Origin of the sequence: Parabacteroides sp. AM17-47 (assembly GCF_003434625.1) — a bacterium.
Classification (GTDB): domain Bacteria; phylum Bacteroidota; class Bacteroidia; order Bacteroidales; family Tannerellaceae; genus Parabacteroides; species Parabacteroides distasonis.
In genome coordinates, this window is the sequence record NZ_QTLI01000025.1 from 31,252 (window position 1) to 46,728 (window position 15,477).

Here is a 15,477-nt window from a genome sequence, read left to right on the forward strand (position 1 = left end):
TATGAATATCTCACATGATGTCTTCCTCCGACTTTGCTTTATTCTTATATATACGCCCCAACAATAAAGTAAAGTTGAAATCAATAATGGTATTCTGGATTGAAGGCATAATCTTTCCCTTCTTTTATAACCATTTGTTTGTCGCTGAGCAATGTTGCGACCTTTACCGCCTTGTTATAACCGAGTTTTATACCCTGTAATCCGTAACCCTCTTTCAAGCGTTCTATATAATCATCGTAATTGTTGATGTTGCCATTGGCAAAAACGGCATCCAATGCTGGACGATGTACATTCTTTGGAATCTCCTTGTCCGGATCGAACGGTCCTTTGGTTGGTCGTCCGGTCTTCTTCTCTTTGGGCAGATAGGACTCTACCGGTTCGGGCATGGCTTCCTCGTTTATGCGGAAGGCGAAAGGCTCAAACTCACTGTCACGGATATGGACGGCTTCGACCACGCTTACAGCTTTGTCCTCTTTGTCCACTTCGACCTGCATGATGGTTTCCGCTTTATTGTTGAGTTCCGTGCCGATGTGACCACGGGCATGTTCATCATTCTTGTTCTGATGCAAGATGGTATGGATATGGATTTGCCTGTCATCCGTCCACTGCATGAATTTGGAGATGATATCGGTAGATTCACCAGGAGAATTGATGTCATACAGGAAATCACGGATGCCATCAATTACCACCAGTCCCAAATCTGGTATCGTGCCAATGGCCTGTTCGACTATCGCCAGACGTAGTTTAGGGGAAAACTTGCGCAGAGCCAGCATGATCAGATTGTCCGGATTCTTGTATTCCGGTAGGTCGGCCAAACGTAAGATGCGTTTCAATACCAGTTGGCAATGATACCGCCCCTGCTCTGTGTCTATGTATAGAATCTTCCGTTTATTTTCAGGAAATGTAGACCGATAATGAAGAACGGTGCTGCCACTCAATGCCGATGCGACAATGGCCGAAATGTTGAAAGTTTTCTTACTTTTGGCTTTCCCGATGGAAGCACTGAAGTTTCCCAATGTTCCGATAACAGTATCGTCCACCATCAGAACCACTGGGGAGTGTTCGTATGTACTCGTTACGCTTATTGTAGACTCCGCTATGTAAGCGGTCAACTCTTCCGGAGAAAGAATAATAGTGTCTGTCTTTTCCATCGCTACCAGTTTTTAGGGTTCGGTTTACGGCGATGGGAGGCGAGCAAGGACTCATTCTCATCCTCGAAACTTTGCGGAGCCGGATTCTTCCGGGAAGATTCCAGCCATCTATCCAGTTCGTCACGATAGATGTAGAGATGCTTCCCTTGTTTTATAACTGGAATATCGTCCTTTTTGACCTTGTAATAAAAGGTCGACAACGGCATTTTAAGATAGTTGCAAGCCTCCTGTACGGTCATGGGGACGTGCGTGTCCTCTTTGGTTTCGTACTGCTTGGAAAGTTTCTCTGTAAGCAGGTTTTCCATACTTGCGATTCTGTCGCATAGTTCGCCTACCACAGTCGGCAGGTCGTTGAATGTCAGTTGGTCTTTTTTCATATTATGACTATTTTAATCGTTTAACATGCTGCGAACCAACTCAATGAAACCTTGCAGAACAATACAGATCGGATTAATTATTTCGTCTGCATACTTTTTCTATTGCGAGTCATCATTATCTGCATCTAAATGGAAACGATAATCGCCTTTATCGGGCACATCAATGGGAATCTGGCTTGAGACATTATCCCGTAAATTAAGTTTAAGATATTCAAGGGTTGCGTTTGCAAGTTCGTATGGAAATGATTTCTTGATAAAAACGGCTCTTTTCGCTAAGGGCACTCCCAAGCGTTCACCGATATTCCATGCCAAATGGCGAAGCCCCGGCGACCTCAGCGAATTGTCTATATTGGAACGAATCGGTTTATATGACTCAGGTTGATCGTAAGTCATATACTCTATATTGGAAATGAGGGTGGCAATATCCTCTTTGGAGAGATAGGGGGCAGTCTTGACGGTTACATATTCCCGAATCGCATCCATGATTTCCACTTGCCTTTCAATCTCTTTCTTTTTTAGTTCCACCAATATGGAATCATATTTATTCAAATGAGAATCTTGCGGACAATCAGAGTTTACAGTATCTTGATTCAACTGTTGGGACGGAGGACACCCCTGTTCAGCCAAACCCATCGGTCGCTCGATGGGCAGTATTTCAGTAGCATCCATAGATTCTATGGCGTTCTCTGATTTTACAATAGGGGTAGATGGCTCGCCAAAAGAGAAGTTGATAGGATTTTTTGTCAGCCATTTATAGAAAAATTTGTGCAGGAGTCCGCACAATATGATAGCTATTACCAGTCCAAGGATGACAGGAGTCGTTATGCGCATGATATTGATGTCATGGCAAAGGAAAAGATAAGTATCTATGGCCGCATAAATGATAACGGACAGTGCGAGGATAAAACTTATCTTTTTAGTCTGAATTTGTTTTTTATTCGTCATGGTCTGCAAGTATTTGGAATCGTTTCGCGCTAAAGATATAATCGATATTCCAGATAGTTGCAATAAAGAGACTGATAGTTACCACGTATCATGCTAAATATCACGGTCAGAGTATGATTTTTCACCTAAAATCATACTCTGACCGCAGAAATCGAGGACAAAGCAGCTGTCAGTCTTGCCGTGTCAGGGTGATTTTCTTGCTGGCTTCACGTTTGTTGGCATCCACGACTTTGATATACCTTTGAGTGGTGGTGATACTCTTGTGCGCCATAATGCTCTGTATGGTGCGGATGTCCGTCCCGGCAGCTGCTTGTAGCGTCGCAAATGTTCTACGATACGAGTGAAATGTTATGTTCTTGGTAATTCCGGCAGAACGAATCCATTCTTTCATCGGTATTTGCGTCCAACTGCGCATAAGCCCCTTGAATACCAAACCTTTCTTTTCAGAATTATAGCCAATCAATCCCAAAGCTTCTTCACTAATGGGAATGATGTCTTCCGCCTTGTTCTTTTGCGTAATGATGTGTACGCATTTCCCACCGGCAGAATAGTCCACGATGTCTTTCCAACATAGCGAGAGAATGTCACTGATGCGCAAGCTGGTCATACAGGAAAACAGCGATGCCGTTTTCAGAATAGGTTTCTTGCAAGGTGTCTCAGCCAATTTGTACAATTCCTCAACTGACAGGGCCTCTTTCATTACATCTTCTGTCTCTATCTTTTCCAAGAAATCATTGACATTGGTCTTTATCATTCCATTACGATAGAGTATTTTCAGGAAACCTCTGAAAGTAGACCAGTATCCTGATGCGGAGTTCCGTGTGATACGTCCGTTACGCCTTAGCTTCTTGGCACTCAGCAGATATTCCCGAAACTTGTTACAGAGGTCGATGTCAATCTCTTCAAAGGTGCATTTACCATGTACGAAGTTACTGAAATGCAGATAGACAAACTCCCATTTCTGGTCATGCTTACGGAGCTGCTTGCGATAATACTCCAGAAAGTCTGCCTTGAGTTTGTACTTGTCAAAGAAGTCATACCGTTCATTGACTACTGACTCGAACCTGCGGCAACGGATGGCTTCGGCTTTCTCGGTCATTACCTCGTTGAAATTCTGTTCACGTTTGTTTCTCGGATTGGCATAGATATAAATACCAAGCGATTCATGGCGGATAACTTTCATTGTCTCTTTGTCTCGATATCCCGGATAATAATCCAGATAGAAAGACATCATCCTGCCTTTTAGCGGACGTGTCCTTAATGTCACGGTCTTGCATTCATGCATAATGTTATATTTTTATGGTTATTATTAATTCGTCGGCGAAACTCTATAATGTAATCATGCAGATTACCTACAGCAGGGATTAATTTTTGAATAATTTACGGATAGTCATAAATTAGACTATTTGCGGACACCCATTATCCGGTCAAACTCCACTTTCAGGAATCTGACGAACCGTCCGTTCTTCTCACGGTTGATCTGATGGAATTGCAGAATACCGTAAACCGAATCACGAGAGAGCTTGAATTTCTCCATTGCCTCCTTGACGGTGTAGTATTCCGCCTTGCTCTCCTGTTCGGAACTCTTCGAGAGGTCGAAGTGGAGCTTTGAGTAGAATATCTGCCCATGCTCTTTCTTGGAGGGAATGTTGTTCCGATACACCTGCGAACGGATAGCGACACGTGTCATGCCGTACTTCTCCTGAATCTCTTCCGGTGTGTACCATTCAGTAAGGTCGGAATCCACCTCGTATTTGGCAAAGGCTGCATCGATATGTTTCTTGCTGTAATAGTTGAACTGGCGTATTCTCACCTTCGGCACTTTATGTTGCCGTGTGTAAGTCCACACCCATTTGGCGTTGACCTTATATTTTTCCGCAATCTCTTCGGCTGTGTAATACTCAGAGATGTCGAAGTCCTCTTTGGGCAAGACACGCTCGTAAGGTTTGGTTTTCATCATCAGTTCAATGTCCGCACGGCGGATGAGCGACTTCTTGCCGCTGATGCGCGAAGCCCGAAGTTTCGATTCCTTTACCAATTTATATATGTATTGCCGAGTTACGCCCATCAACTTTGCAGCTTGGGCAAAAGAGAAGAAATCCTGCCCCTCGGCGGCTTGTCGAGATTGCAATATTTCTTGCGACCGTTTCAACTGCCGCTTACGTTCCCGAATGCGTTCCTTGTAGCCAAGATTGGAACATTGGTGGCTACAATAACAAGTCGTTGTCTTTTGAGCTATAAATGGTTTTCCACACCATTGGCAAATCTTTCTTACTTCCATATTTTCCTTGTTTACATTGGCGGTAATTTCGCCTTATTTCTCCCGATTTTTGTCAACACATGTAAACCACTGTCAACACACGTCAACTAATGCGTCACTGTGACATTCGGACTAACCGTGAACTTCCGTCGCGGTAGAAATATGATAGAAAAATATAGATAAAAACCGTTATTCCCAAATACGGACTGGGAAGTACTAAAATATAGAAGTCGCTGATATACAGCGACTTTATTCTAAATGATTGTAGTTGGTTACGACTGTTTCTAAGCTATCACTTGCCGATGCAAAAATGCTGAAATATATTCCCCAACACCTGATCTGTCGTAACCTCTCCTACGATATCCGATAAATGGAATATACACTCCCGTAAATCTTGCGAGATGAAATCCCCGGAAAGGCTGGAGTTCAAACCTTCTTGTACCCTATGTATAGCTTCCAGCGCATGCGTAAGCGCCTCGAAGTGGCGGGCATTCGTTACGATGATGTCGCTTTGGTGGAGGGTGGGGATGGAAGAGACTTCCGTGAGGAGTTGTTGTAGCTCTGCGATATGCAGCTTGCCTTTGGCGGAAATAGCGATTTGATGCCAGCCTTCGGTGGGGAAAGAGAAGGTTGGGAGAGAGGATGTGGGTAATACATCGCATTTGTTCATCGCTAAGATAACAGACTTATTCGTTAATCTCGGAGCTATTTCTTGATAGAAAGCCTCGAAATCCTTGAGGTCACGGGTTAAGTCGTACATGAGGATGACGATTTGCGCTTGGTCTAGAGCCTTGAAACTACGTTCAATACCAAGAGCTTCGATCGTATCGCTTGTTTCACGGATACCGGCGGTGTCGATGAAACGGAAGAGCTGGCCGTTGATATTGATCGTATCCTCGATAACGTCACGGGTCGTTCCGTGGATGTCGCTGACGATCGCTTTATCCTCGTTCAACAAGGCGTTTAGTAAAGTAGATTTGCCGGCGTTCGTCTCACCGATGATGGCGACGGGAATACCGTTTTTGATCGCGTTACCTACGCTGAAAGATTGGGCGAGTTTGGAGATGACCTGTTCGATATGATCCGCAAGCGTGCGAAGCTCGCTACGATCAGCGAACTCCAATTCCTCATGGTCACTGAAATCCAGTTCCAGCTCCATGAGAGAGGTGAAATGGAGCAGTTGGTTCCGAAGTTCGGCGAGTTCCCTACTGAAACCACCTCGCATCTGGCTTAGAGCCAAACGATGTTGACCAGCCGAAGTGGAGGCGATTAAATCCGCAACGGCCTCCGCTTGGCTAAGGTCCATCTTGCCATTCATGAAAGCACGTTGCGTATATTCACCCGGTTGCGCTATACGGCATCCGCTGGAGATAAGGGATTGCAGGATTTGTTGTTGGATATACGTCGAGCCGTGGCAGGTGATTTCCACCGTATCTTCCCCCGTGAAAGAATGGGGGGCACGGAAAACAGCGGCGATCACCTCATCTATGGTTTCGTCATTGTTACCGACGATGGAACCATACGTTAAGGTATAAGCCTTTTGGGTAGATAAACTCTTACCTGCCTTCTTCGGCCGGAATATCCGATCACAAATCTTGAAAGCATCCGGCCCGGAGACACGAATCACTGCGATTCCTCCTACTCCCGGAGCTGTAGATATAGCGCAAATTGTACTCATTCCGTCTATTAAACTGTTATTAATTCATATGCTTGAGAACCCAGTCCGATTTCCTCCGCATAACGTAGGCCGGCTTGCCAGTTCGTATCCGGATGAATCAAATGGAATTTATCCTCTCCCTCAAGGTGTTCGTGAGGATGAGTCTCGGCTAATTTATTACCTCCGATGATAGGAACGTTGATAACCATATCGGCGCAAGCCTTATCCAAGGCCACCGGATCGAAAGATGCGGCGATACCCAAATCGGGGATGATGGCGGCATCGTTATGATTCCAGCAATCGCATTCCGGAGATACGTTCATGATAAAACTAACATGGAAATGAGGCTTGTCTGCTAATACGGCTTTCGTGTACTCGTCGATCTTGTAATTCAATCGCTCGGAAGTATCACCTTCGCCCATTACGGCACCGTCGTACTGGCAAAGAGCCACACATTGCCCGCAACCTACACAACGCTCGTAATCAATTTCGGCCTTTCGGTTGTTATTCAAATGGATGGCATCGTGAGCACAGTGCTTTACACAGATGTTACAGCCTTTACAAGCCTCCGTATCGATACGGGGTTGTGAGGCGCAATGTAATTCCAGTTTACCGCCTACGCTGGCGCATCCCATCCCGAGGTTTTTCAGCGCACCGCCGAAACCGGCTTGCTCGTGACCTTTGAAATGGTTCATGGAAATGATGATATCGGCATCGGCGATAGCGGCACCTATTTTCGGGGCCTTGCAATATTGCCCGTCGATCTCGATTTCCCGGTAGTCCGTACCTTTCACGCCATCGGCGATGATAACGTTGCAACCGGCGGACATGGGATTGAACCCATTTTCCATGGCGCTTTGAAGATGATCGACAGCGTTGGAGCGACGGCCCGAGTATAAGGTGTTACAATCGGTAAGGAACGGTTTCGCGCCTAATTCACGTAACAGGCTTACCAAGCGAGCGGCGTAATTAGGACGAATGTATGCCAAATTCCCCGGTTCGCCAAAGTGGATCTTAATGGCTACAAATTGATTTTTGAAGTCGATATTGGCGATACCGGCACGTTTTACCAGACGTTCCATCTTATCCAGCAGGTTGCTGCTGGGGGTCGTGCGTAAATTAGTAAAGTAGACTTTGGATGTATTCATCTTTTTATTGGTTTAGTGTTGACAAAGGTACGAAAAACACGGAACATTTTTTATATTCGCGTAAAACAGATTTGTATATGGACTTGCTTCAGCGGAATCATCAGCTATTGTTGAAAGGAATAAATTGTACATTCCTGCGTTATTTGCATGCACGGATAGAGTGGGAGGATCGGTTAATCGGCATCTTCGGCTCTCGAGGGGTTGGTAAGACTACCTTGTTGTTACAGCATATTAAGTTGAAATTTGAAGATTCGCGGGAAGCCCTGTATGTGAATCTGGATGATTTCTGGTTTGAGACACATTCATTGACCGATGCGGTTAAGGAGTTCCTGCAAGCCGGGGGGCATTATTTGTTTTTGGATGAGATCCATTTCTATTCGGGCTGGATGGAAGAGGTCTCAACTTTATTGGATGCCAACCCCGCCTTAAAGATTGTTTTCGCTACCACTTCTTTGTACTCGCAGACAGAGGTGCGGAACGGGTTAAGGCATGAGGCTGCTTTTTATACCATGCATCCGATGTCGTTCCGTGAATTCCTTTCTTACGAAAGCATTCTGGATAAAGATCCCATTCCGTTGGAGGATATCTTAGCGAACCATCATGATTTGGTGAAGGAGATCAATGCGGAGATGAATATTGTGCCGATTTACCGGAACTATCTGGAACATGGATGTTATCCTTTTTATTGGCAAGACCCGGATATGTATTATTTCCGTCTGCAAGAATTAGTGAGAAAAGAGATTTGCCGGGATTTGCCTTCGGTGGTTTCTATTTCGATGAGTAATCTGGAACGAGCTCAAAAATATTTTATGATGGTGGCTGAGTCGGCTCCTTTACGTCCGAAATCGATTGATGTAACCCGTAAGACAAATATGCTTCGTCAGCAAAGCGATAGCCTGTTGCGTTTTTTTCATGATGTGAGGCTTATTTATTACTCGGCAGACCAACTGGGAACCACTCCGGCCAAGCAGAAAGTCTTTATGGGGGATACCAACTTGCTGATCTCTTTTTTCGGAGATAAGGAGAATCGGCAATTGATGTGTGAAACCTATTTCTTAAGCCAGATGCGTTCCGTGGCGAACGTGGAATTCATGGAGAACGGAGATTTCTTGATTGGCGGTAAATATATCTTCGCCGTAGGTGATCCCTTAAGGGGATATGATCGTCTCCGCTTCGTACCCGACGCTTATGCGGCTATCTACGGGTTACCGAAAAGCGTGTTTAACCGTATGCCGGCATGGATATTAGGATTTAGTTATTGAGAATTTAAAAATAGGATTGCTATGTTAGAATGCATGAAGAATAGAAGAAGTATCCGTAAATATACGGATCAGGATATCCCGGAGTCTTTGCTGAATGAATTATTGGAAGTGGCTACTCGTGCCTCGAATACAGGAAATATGCAATTGTATAGTGTCGTGGTTACCCGCGACCCTGCGAACAAGGAGAAACTGGCTCCGGCTCATTTTAACCAACCAATGATTACGGGAGCCCCGGTGGTACTTACTTTTTGTGCGGATGCGAACCGTTTCGTGAAATGGGCGGAGTGCAGGAAAGCGGAGGCCGGATTCGATAATTTACAAACGTTTATCGCTTCGACGATAGATGCGATGTTGTTCGCCCAGAGTTTCTGCAATGCCGCTGAGGAAAAAGGCTTAGGCATTTGCTATCTGGGTACGACGGCTTATAATGCGGACCAGATCATTGAGGCGCTTTCTCTTCCCCGTCTGGTTGTCCCGATCGTTACGGTTACGGTGGGTTATCCGGCAGAGCCTATACCCGCTCAAGTTGAACGTTTACCATTGGCGGCTGTGGTACAAAACGAGACTTATACGGACTTTACTCCGGCTTCCATCGATGCCTTGTATAGTGAGAAAGAGGCATTAGAGGTGAATAAGCAGTTTGTAAGGGAGAATAATAAGGAAACACTGGCGCAGGTCTTTACGGACGTACGCTATACGAAGAAAAATAGTGAACATTTCTCCGAGGTACTCTTGAAGGTATTGAAACAACAAGGATTCATGAAGTAAGCCCTAATACTTCTACCTTATAGTTCATAAAGAGTCCACTCTCGAGTACGCCCGTAATCGACTTGAGAGTGGATTCTGTATTTTCAGGGATATAGTCCATCCATACGTCTAGGATCATATTGCCATTCTCGGTAATGATCGGTCCATCCTTACCTTGCCCCATACGAAGTTTTATCTCACCGGGATTCAAACGCTGGAGTCTGTCCTCTACATAGGTGAGAGCTTCCGGGAAAATCTCTATCGGGATCGGGAATTTAGCTCCCAGCCTCTCCACTTTCTTGGAAGGATCGACCAGTATATAGGTCTGCGGACTGGAGCTGATTAATAGCTTTTCCTTGAACATGGCGCCTCCACGCCCTTTGATCAAGTTAAAGTGGGAATCTACTTCATCAGCCCCATCGAAGGTCCAGTCCGGCTTGTGGGAAAACAGGCTGGTAACCGGAATGCCTAGCTGGGCGCAAGTCATCCGGATTTCTAATGAAGTGGGGATCGCCAAGATGGAAAGACGTTCCGTCCGGATACGTTCGGCTATGCGAATCAACGCTAGATAGGAGGTAGAACCGGAGCCAACACCTATGACTTGTCCGTTTTCGACTTTAGATGCGATAAGGTCCGCTATCTTTATTTTATCTTCCTTATGGGAGATCTGATTCCCCCATTCCAACGTATCGATTAGTGAATGATCCCACTTCATAGTCTTGATATTATTATATACGGTCTAATACAGTTTCAATCAGTTCCTCCAAAGAACCTTTATAATCCGTATTCATATGATTATCCACACGTCCGGCGATAATACAACATACGGTCATTGCCCGGTGTCCCATGAGAGCGGCCAGACCAGCTAAAGAGGAGCTCTCCATCTCGAAGTTCGTAATCTTTCGCCCGTTGTACTCGAAAGCCTCTATTTTCCGGTTCAATTCCGGATCAGTCAAGGGCAATCGGAGCTCGCGCCCTTGCGGCCCGTAGAAGCCATTGGCCGCGATAGTCGTTCCCCGGATAATATCATTACGGGTGATTTGCTCGATCAACGATGGATCTGCCGATACGACATAAGGCCATATGCCGCTAAGCCGCCAATCAAGCTGTTTTATTAATTCAGATTCCAAGTCTGCGTCACGAACGGAATTACTATTTGCGTAGAAATAAATGACTCCATCGAATCCGATCGATTTCTCCGCAGCTACGTAAGTCCCAATCGGGACAAATGGCTGTAACCCTCCGGAAGTCCCGATACGAACTAGGGAAAGTTGCTTGAATTCCGGCTTGATCGTACGGGTTGAGAAGTCAATATTAGCGAGAGCGTCCAACTCATTTAATACGATATCAATATTATCTGTACCGATGCCATGGGATACAACCGTGATACGTTTTCCCTTGTATTGGCCCGTGATGGTATGAAACTCCCGGCTGGAAACCTCACATTCCTGAGACTCAAAATAGGAAGCGACGGTTGTAACTCGTGCGGGATCACCAACAAGTACCACACGATCCGCGAGTTGTTCTGGTTTTAAATGCAGGTGGAAAACACTACCATCTGAATGGATCGCTAATTCTGAAGCGGGGATTGTTCTCATATTCGATCAGCTAATTAAGTTTACTTTTAATCATAAAAGGGCAAGGTGCGACCCTGCCCTTGGAGATAGTTCCATGTATATAACTATTTTAGTCCTTTAATGGTTTTGATGGAGTACCGGCCGGTTTAGCTATCGCTTCACGCATAGAAGTGTCCGCCTCGATGTTCTTCATCTTGTAATAGTCCATTACGCCTAGGTTTCCTGTGCGGAAAGCGTCTGCCATTGCCTTGGGAACTTCCGCTTCTGCCTCGATCACCTTGGCACGGGCTTCTTGTGCTTTCGCCTTCATCTCTTGCTCGAGGGCGACAGCCATCGCACGGCGTTCCTCGGCTTTCGCCTGAGCGATATTCTTATCCGCTTGAGCTTGATCCATTTGCAAGAAAGCGCCGATGTTCTTACCTATATCGATATCGGCGATATCGATGGAAAGGATTTCGAAAGCTGTTCCGGCGTCAAGCCCTTTGCGAAGCACTAATTTCGAGATGGAATCCGGATTTTCCAATACGGTCTTATGGCTTTCGGATGAACCAATGGAAGATACGATACCTTCACCTACACGGGCTAAGATCGTCTCTTCTCCGGCACCACCCACTAATTGCTTGATATTCGCACGAACGGTGACACGTGCCTTGGCGATTAACTGGATTCCGTCTTTTGCTACCGCTGTTACCGGAGGGGTATCGATCACTTTCGGATTTACCGACATTTGTACAGCCTCGAATACGTCACGTCCGGCCAAGTCGATAGCGGTAGCCATCTGGAAAGGAAGGTCGATATTCGCTTTTGACGCGGAAACCAGCGCATGCACTACTTTCTCGACATGTCCACCCGCTAAATAGTGCGCTTCCAGCTCGTCGCGTGTAAGCGTCTTTATTCCTGCCTTATGCGCTTCGATCATCGCACGAGTGATGATGTAGGGAGGAACCTTTCGGATACGCATCAAGAATAACTGGATCAAGGAGATATTGACTCCCGATACTTTGGCCGAGATCCATAACAGGAACGGCACATAATAGAAAAAGATTGCCAGCAGAAGTACTGCGGCCCCCAATAGGATAAGTGGCAAAAAGGTTATTTCCATATATATAAAATTAAGCGTGAATATTTGTTTCTTCTTTAGGACGGACAATTACGTTGTAACTGTCTACCCTGATCACTACGATCGGCGTGTTCTCATCGATTAATTCGTCTTGAGATTTCGCTTCCACGTTAATACCTTTAATCCGGGCCTTGCCGATAGGGGCTAAGCGTGAGAGCGTGATCCCCTCGTCTCCGGGTTCTATTCCGAGATCCCTGCTGGATATCAGCTTGGAATCGATATCTGTCTTTAAAGCGATCTTGTTAAAAGACCGGGAACGCAATAACCAAGCGAAGATTATTCCGAATGTAATGATTGATAAGGATAAAGTCAGATGCCCTACCCATATACCTACCGTATAAGCGAAAACGACTCCGCCGATAGCGAAAATAGCCCCGCCTATACCCGCGAGTGTTATTCCCGGAAGAAGGAATATCTCAGCCAGTATCAGTAGGATGGCCGCTACCATGAGGAAGACGATGATGGCTATGTCCAGTAGCATAGTTCTTCTTATTTATGGTTGTTTCTTAGGTATACGATCTCTGCGTTACGTGCCTTTTTCTCCCATTCGTCCGGTTGAGCGAGCAGGTTGTTTAACTTTTCTTCCGCATCAAGAATCGTAGGCTTCAGTTGTTCTCGCTTCGCCTTATTCCCTTTGATGTAGCTGGCTCGTAAACTCTCTAGTTTCTCATTTAGCTCCTTGATCTGTCTATGGATGGAAACTACTTTCTCGTAGTAGTTCTTCGCTTCCGGACTTTGGATATCGTCTAAGGTGTAATAAACGATATCATCATGGATCGGGAACGTGAAATCTTTCTTTATTTCTATACGTCCATAAGGAATCTCGGTATGAGCTAAATGAATAAGCTCTTCGTAATTCGATCCGGGTTTCCATGAATCCTTGATCGAGGCAATAGAGGCCCGGGCACGTTTTAGTTCGATATCCTCGCTATCTACTCGCTCGCGGTTGTCATTCGGGATGAATAGGTATACGCAGACTTTTCCTTCCGGTTGATAGCGGTCGGAAACGAACCATCCCAATTGCTTGGCTTCGTCGATCACCATCATATAATCGTTAAACGGGGAGTTATAGGGCATGCCCAATTGCTCCGGTGTAAGATAAGTATCGGAATTGATGTTGTAGCGAGTGACGAATAAATCATATCCGCCCAGAGAGCCGTTCCCTTTGGATGCGTAATAAATCGTTACGCCATCGGATAGCACGAATGGATACCCATCGTCGGCGTCACTATTGATATTCATCGGTAACTGTTTCTCGTCTCCCCATTGATCCATGAGCTTGGATTGGGTAAAAAGACAATTGTGGTTACCGTCTGTCGAGTGGGCGTAATAAATCTTATCCCCCTTCTGGTTCATGTATACCGATGAGTTGCCCGGATCGTTAGTCTGGAAGAAATCTTGGTAAGTGGTCAACGTACCGCTTTCCTCGCTTAAGGTATAGGCTGATAAGAAATCATCTTTATCAACGACCAAGCTATCGATAATCTGGACATTCTCTACCTTATCAAGCATACGGCTTGCTTTGTTCGCCAAGTCCATACGGATCTGGTAAGGCTCCACATCTTGTTTCTTTTTTGTTAGGAGGGTGATGTATTCGTCGAACATCTCCTCGGCTTCGTCAAAACGATAGGTCTGGTAGTATACTTCTCCAAGGTATCGATAAGCGTCTTGTACCCTACGCTTTACGGCAACCTTAAGATGTTTCTCCGCTCCTGCTAAATCTCCGGTCTCGAAACAGCAAACACCATACCATTGATTGTAAGAGGCATTGCTTGGCGCTTGTTTCACTAGTTTCTCGAACACAGGTTTTGCTTCTGCGTATTTCCCGTCGTTATATAATTTTTTTGCCTGATCAAGACTTTGCGCATGTAGTTGCATTCCTCCGCATAGGAGTGTAACTCCTAGCGTATAAAGCAGCTTTTTGGATAACCGTTTCATTTTGTCTATTCTAGATTATATAGTTATGCAGTTTCAAAGATAAGAATATTTTTGTAGAGGCATACAAATCGAAAAGATAAATATATAATTTTGCGCCCGTAAAGGAAGTATATGGCAAAATTGACAGAGGACGAACGTTTGTTTCGCAAGATAGAGGATAAGGTAAAGAGAGCGATTTTCGACTATGGCTTGATCAATGATGGCGACCGGATCTTGGTCGGGTTGTCCGGAGGAAAAGATTCCTTGGCCTTGGTGGATTTACTGGGGCGCAGGTCGAAAATCTATTGTCCTCGGTTTGAGGTCGTGGTAGCACATATCGTGATGACGAATATCCCTTATTGTTCGGATCGGGAATATCTTAGAAGTTGCGCAGAGGAGCATGATTTGCCTTTCATTGTCCATGAGACAAGTTTCGATCCTTCTACGGACACTCGCAAATCCCCCTGCTTTTTATGCTCTTGGACTCGCCGGAAAGCTTTGTTTGAGATCGCTAAGGCTCATAAATGCAATAAGATTGCGCTAGGGCATCATCAAGATGATATCCTAGAGACACTGTTGATGAACCTGACCCACCAAGGGGCTTTCGGAACAATGCCTCCCCGGTTGAGAATGGATAAGTTTGATATGGAGATTATCCGTCCGATGTGTCTGGTGGAAGAGAGGGAGTTGATTCAGGTCGCCGTATGGAAAGGGTACCGGAAACAATTGAAGAACTGTCCTTATGAGTCGGGTTCCAGTCGTTCGGATATGAAAGAGCTGCTGAGAAGTCTGGAAGCGATCAATCCGGAGGCTCGTTACAGCCTTTGGGGGAGCATGACGAATATACAAGAAGATTATTTACCTCGAAAAATAAGATAATATGCAAAGTGTTTATACAATTTTATTGTTGATCGTGTCTAATATTTTTATGACATGCGCTTGGTATGGTCATTTGAAGATGAAGCAACAGTTTAGCTGGTTCGAGCATCTTCCTTTGTTTGGCGTAATCCTGTTTAGTTGGTTTCTCGCTTTTTTTGAGTATTGTTTCCAAGTACCGGCGAATCGCATCGGTTTCCGGGATAACGGGGGACCGTTCAACTTGATTCAATTGAAAGTGATCCAAGAGGTGATTACGTTGGTGGTATTCGTGGCCTTCAGTACCATCGCTTTTAAGGGGGAGTCGTTTAAATGGAACCATGCGCTTGCTTTCGTATTCTTGGTAGCGGCGGTTTATCTGGTTTTCAAGAAATAAAGTCGTTGCATTTGGCTTTGATAATCAGCGGAAAACCTTGATGCCTATTGTAAGATGCTTACAA

Annotated in this window: 16 protein-coding genes; 4 read left to right on the plus strand and 12 right to left on the minus strand. The window is 45.3% G+C overall.

The features are described from left to right. Positions 1-80 precede the first annotated feature (80 nt). The 7 genes from DW205_RS18360 to DW205_RS18390 all read right to left on the minus strand — a co-directional run bounded on the left by DW205_RS18360 (position 81) and on the right by DW205_RS18390 (position 7,538). A complete protein-coding gene (locus DW205_RS18360; protein WP_008764699.1) occupies positions 81-1,151 on the minus strand; it encodes an AAA family ATPase in 1,071 nt (356 codons plus the stop codon). Positions 1,152-1,153: 2 nt separating this feature from the next. Then, entirely contained in the window at positions 1,154-1,528 is a 375-nt protein-coding gene (locus DW205_RS18365; RefSeq protein WP_008764700.1) for a helix-turn-helix domain-containing protein, read from the minus strand. Between the two features lie 99 nt (positions 1,529-1,627). After that, entirely contained in the window at positions 1,628-2,473 is an 846-nt protein-coding gene (locus DW205_RS18370) for a hypothetical protein (protein WP_008764701.1), read from the minus strand. A 169-nt stretch (positions 2,474-2,642) separates the two neighbouring features. Next, a complete protein-coding gene (locus tag DW205_RS18375; RefSeq protein ID WP_008764702.1) occupies positions 2,643-3,758 on the minus strand; it encodes a site-specific integrase in 1,116 nt (371 codons plus the stop codon). Between the two features lie 117 nt (positions 3,759-3,875). After that, positions 3,876-4,754, minus strand: coding sequence for a helix-turn-helix domain-containing protein (locus DW205_RS18380; RefSeq protein ID WP_008764703.1), 879 nt, complete (start codon positions 4,752-4,754; stop codon positions 3,876-3,878). 271 nt (positions 4,755-5,025) lie between these two features. Continuing rightward, positions 5,026-6,411: a tRNA uridine-5-carboxymethylaminomethyl(34) synthesis GTPase MnmE gene (gene mnmE / locus DW205_RS18385; RefSeq protein WP_005864335.1), complete on the minus strand. Its 1,386-nt coding sequence runs from the start codon at positions 6,409-6,411 to the stop codon at positions 5,026-5,028. 8 nt (positions 6,412-6,419) lie between these two features. Next, complete coding sequence (locus tag DW205_RS18390; protein ID WP_121963139.1) at positions 6,420-7,538, minus strand: DUF362 domain-containing protein; 1,119 nt, start codon at positions 7,536-7,538, stop codon at positions 6,420-6,422. Positions 7,539-7,615: 77 nt separating this feature from the next. Here DW205_RS18390 and DW205_RS18395 point away from each other — a divergent pair, with 77 nt between their 5' ends. Continuing rightward, a complete protein-coding gene (locus DW205_RS18395) occupies positions 7,616-8,800 on the plus strand; it encodes an AAA family ATPase (protein ID WP_005854357.1) in 1,185 nt (394 codons plus the stop codon). Between the two features lie 21 nt (positions 8,801-8,821). After that, positions 8,822-9,568 carry a nitroreductase family protein gene (locus DW205_RS18400; protein WP_005854358.1) on the plus strand — a complete coding sequence of 249 codons (747 nt, stop codon included), beginning with the start codon at positions 8,822-8,824 and terminating at the stop codon, positions 9,566-9,568. Here DW205_RS18400 and rpiA read toward each other — a convergent pair. The 5 genes from rpiA to DW205_RS18425 form a co-directional block, all read right to left on the minus strand. Further along, on the minus strand, positions 9,558-10,262 hold the full coding sequence (rpiA, locus tag DW205_RS18405; protein ID WP_005864338.1) for a ribose 5-phosphate isomerase A: 705 nt from the start codon (positions 10,260-10,262) through the stop codon (positions 9,558-9,560). The genes DW205_RS18400 and rpiA overlap by 11 nt on opposite strands. Before the next feature lie 13 nt (positions 10,263-10,275). Next, entirely contained in the window at positions 10,276-11,145 is an 870-nt protein-coding gene (locus tag DW205_RS18410) for a nucleoside phosphorylase (RefSeq protein WP_005864339.1), read from the minus strand. Between the two features lie 88 nt (positions 11,146-11,233). After that, positions 11,234-12,226: a flotillin-like protein FloA gene (floA, locus tag DW205_RS18415; RefSeq protein ID WP_005864341.1), complete on the minus strand. Its 993-nt coding sequence runs from the start codon at positions 12,224-12,226 to the stop codon at positions 11,234-11,236. A 10-nt stretch (positions 12,227-12,236) separates the two neighbouring features. Next, on the minus strand, positions 12,237-12,725 hold the full coding sequence (locus DW205_RS18420) for an NfeD family protein (protein WP_005864342.1): 489 nt from the start codon (positions 12,723-12,725) through the stop codon (positions 12,237-12,239). 8 nt (positions 12,726-12,733) lie between these two features. Next, entirely contained in the window at positions 12,734-14,182 is a 1,449-nt protein-coding gene (locus DW205_RS18425; RefSeq protein WP_005864344.1) for a tetratricopeptide repeat protein, read from the minus strand. A gap of 111 nt (positions 14,183-14,293) precedes the next feature. Between DW205_RS18425 and DW205_RS18430 the strand changes: the two genes are divergently transcribed. Both DW205_RS18430 and DW205_RS18435 read left to right on the plus strand, forming a co-directional pair. Continuing rightward, positions 14,294-15,040, plus strand: coding sequence for a tRNA 2-thiocytidine biosynthesis TtcA family protein (locus tag DW205_RS18430; RefSeq protein WP_005864345.1), 747 nt, complete (start codon positions 14,294-14,296; stop codon positions 15,038-15,040). A gap of 1 nt (position 15,041) precedes the next feature. Continuing rightward, positions 15,042-15,413, plus strand: a complete 372-nt coding sequence (locus DW205_RS18435) for a DMT family protein (RefSeq protein WP_005854365.1) — start codon at positions 15,042-15,044, stop codon at positions 15,411-15,413. The last annotated feature ends 64 nt before the right edge of the window (positions 15,414-15,477 follow it).

Excerpts from the sequence above, each read along its gene's own strand:
- DW205_RS18425 (WP_005864344.1), bottom strand. The coding sequence starts at position 14,182 with ATGAAACGGTTATCCAAAAAGCTGCTTTATACGCTAGGAGTTACACTC.
- DW205_RS18365 (WP_008764700.1), bottom strand. The coding sequence starts at position 1,528 with ATGAAAAAAGACCAACTGACATTCAACGACCTGCCGACTGTGGTAGGC.
- DW205_RS18380 (WP_008764703.1), bottom strand. The coding sequence starts at position 4,754 with ATGGAAGTAAGAAAGATTTGCCAATGGTGTGGAAAACCATTTATAGCT.
- rpiA (WP_005864338.1), bottom strand. The coding sequence starts at position 10,262 with ATGAAGTGGGATCATTCACTAATCGATACGTTGGAATGGGGGAATCAG.
- DW205_RS18435 (WP_005854365.1), top strand. The coding sequence starts at position 15,042 with ATGCAAAGTGTTTATACAATTTTATTGTTGATCGTGTCTAATATTTTT.
- DW205_RS18370 (WP_008764701.1), bottom strand. The coding sequence starts at position 2,473 with ATGACGAATAAAAAACAAATTCAGACTAAAAAGATAAGTTTTATCCTC.
- DW205_RS18395 (WP_005854357.1), top strand. The coding sequence starts at position 7,616 with ATGGACTTGCTTCAGCGGAATCATCAGCTATTGTTGAAAGGAATAAAT.
- DW205_RS18410 (WP_005864339.1), bottom strand. The coding sequence starts at position 11,145 with ATGAGAACAATCCCCGCTTCAGAATTAGCGATCCATTCAGATGGTAGT.
- DW205_RS18360 (WP_008764699.1), bottom strand. The coding sequence starts at position 1,151 with ATGGAAAAGACAGACACTATTATTCTTTCTCCGGAAGAGTTGACCGCT.
- DW205_RS18420 (WP_005864342.1), bottom strand. The coding sequence starts at position 12,725 with ATGCTACTGGACATAGCCATCATCGTCTTCCTCATGGTAGCGGCCATC.
- DW205_RS18375 (WP_008764702.1), bottom strand. The coding sequence starts at position 3,758 with ATGCATGAATGCAAGACCGTGACATTAAGGACACGTCCGCTAAAAGGC.
- floA (WP_005864341.1), bottom strand. The coding sequence starts at position 12,226 with ATGGAAATAACCTTTTTGCCACTTATCCTATTGGGGGCCGCAGTACTT.
- DW205_RS18400 (WP_005854358.1), top strand. The coding sequence starts at position 8,822 with ATGTTAGAATGCATGAAGAATAGAAGAAGTATCCGTAAATATACGGAT.
- DW205_RS18390 (WP_121963139.1), bottom strand. The coding sequence starts at position 7,538 with ATGAATACATCCAAAGTCTACTTTACTAATTTACGCACGACCCCCAGC.
- mnmE (WP_005864335.1), bottom strand. The coding sequence starts at position 6,411 with ATGAGTACAATTTGCGCTATATCTACAGCTCCGGGAGTAGGAGGAATC.
- DW205_RS18430 (WP_005864345.1), top strand. The coding sequence starts at position 14,294 with ATGGCAAAATTGACAGAGGACGAACGTTTGTTTCGCAAGATAGAGGAT.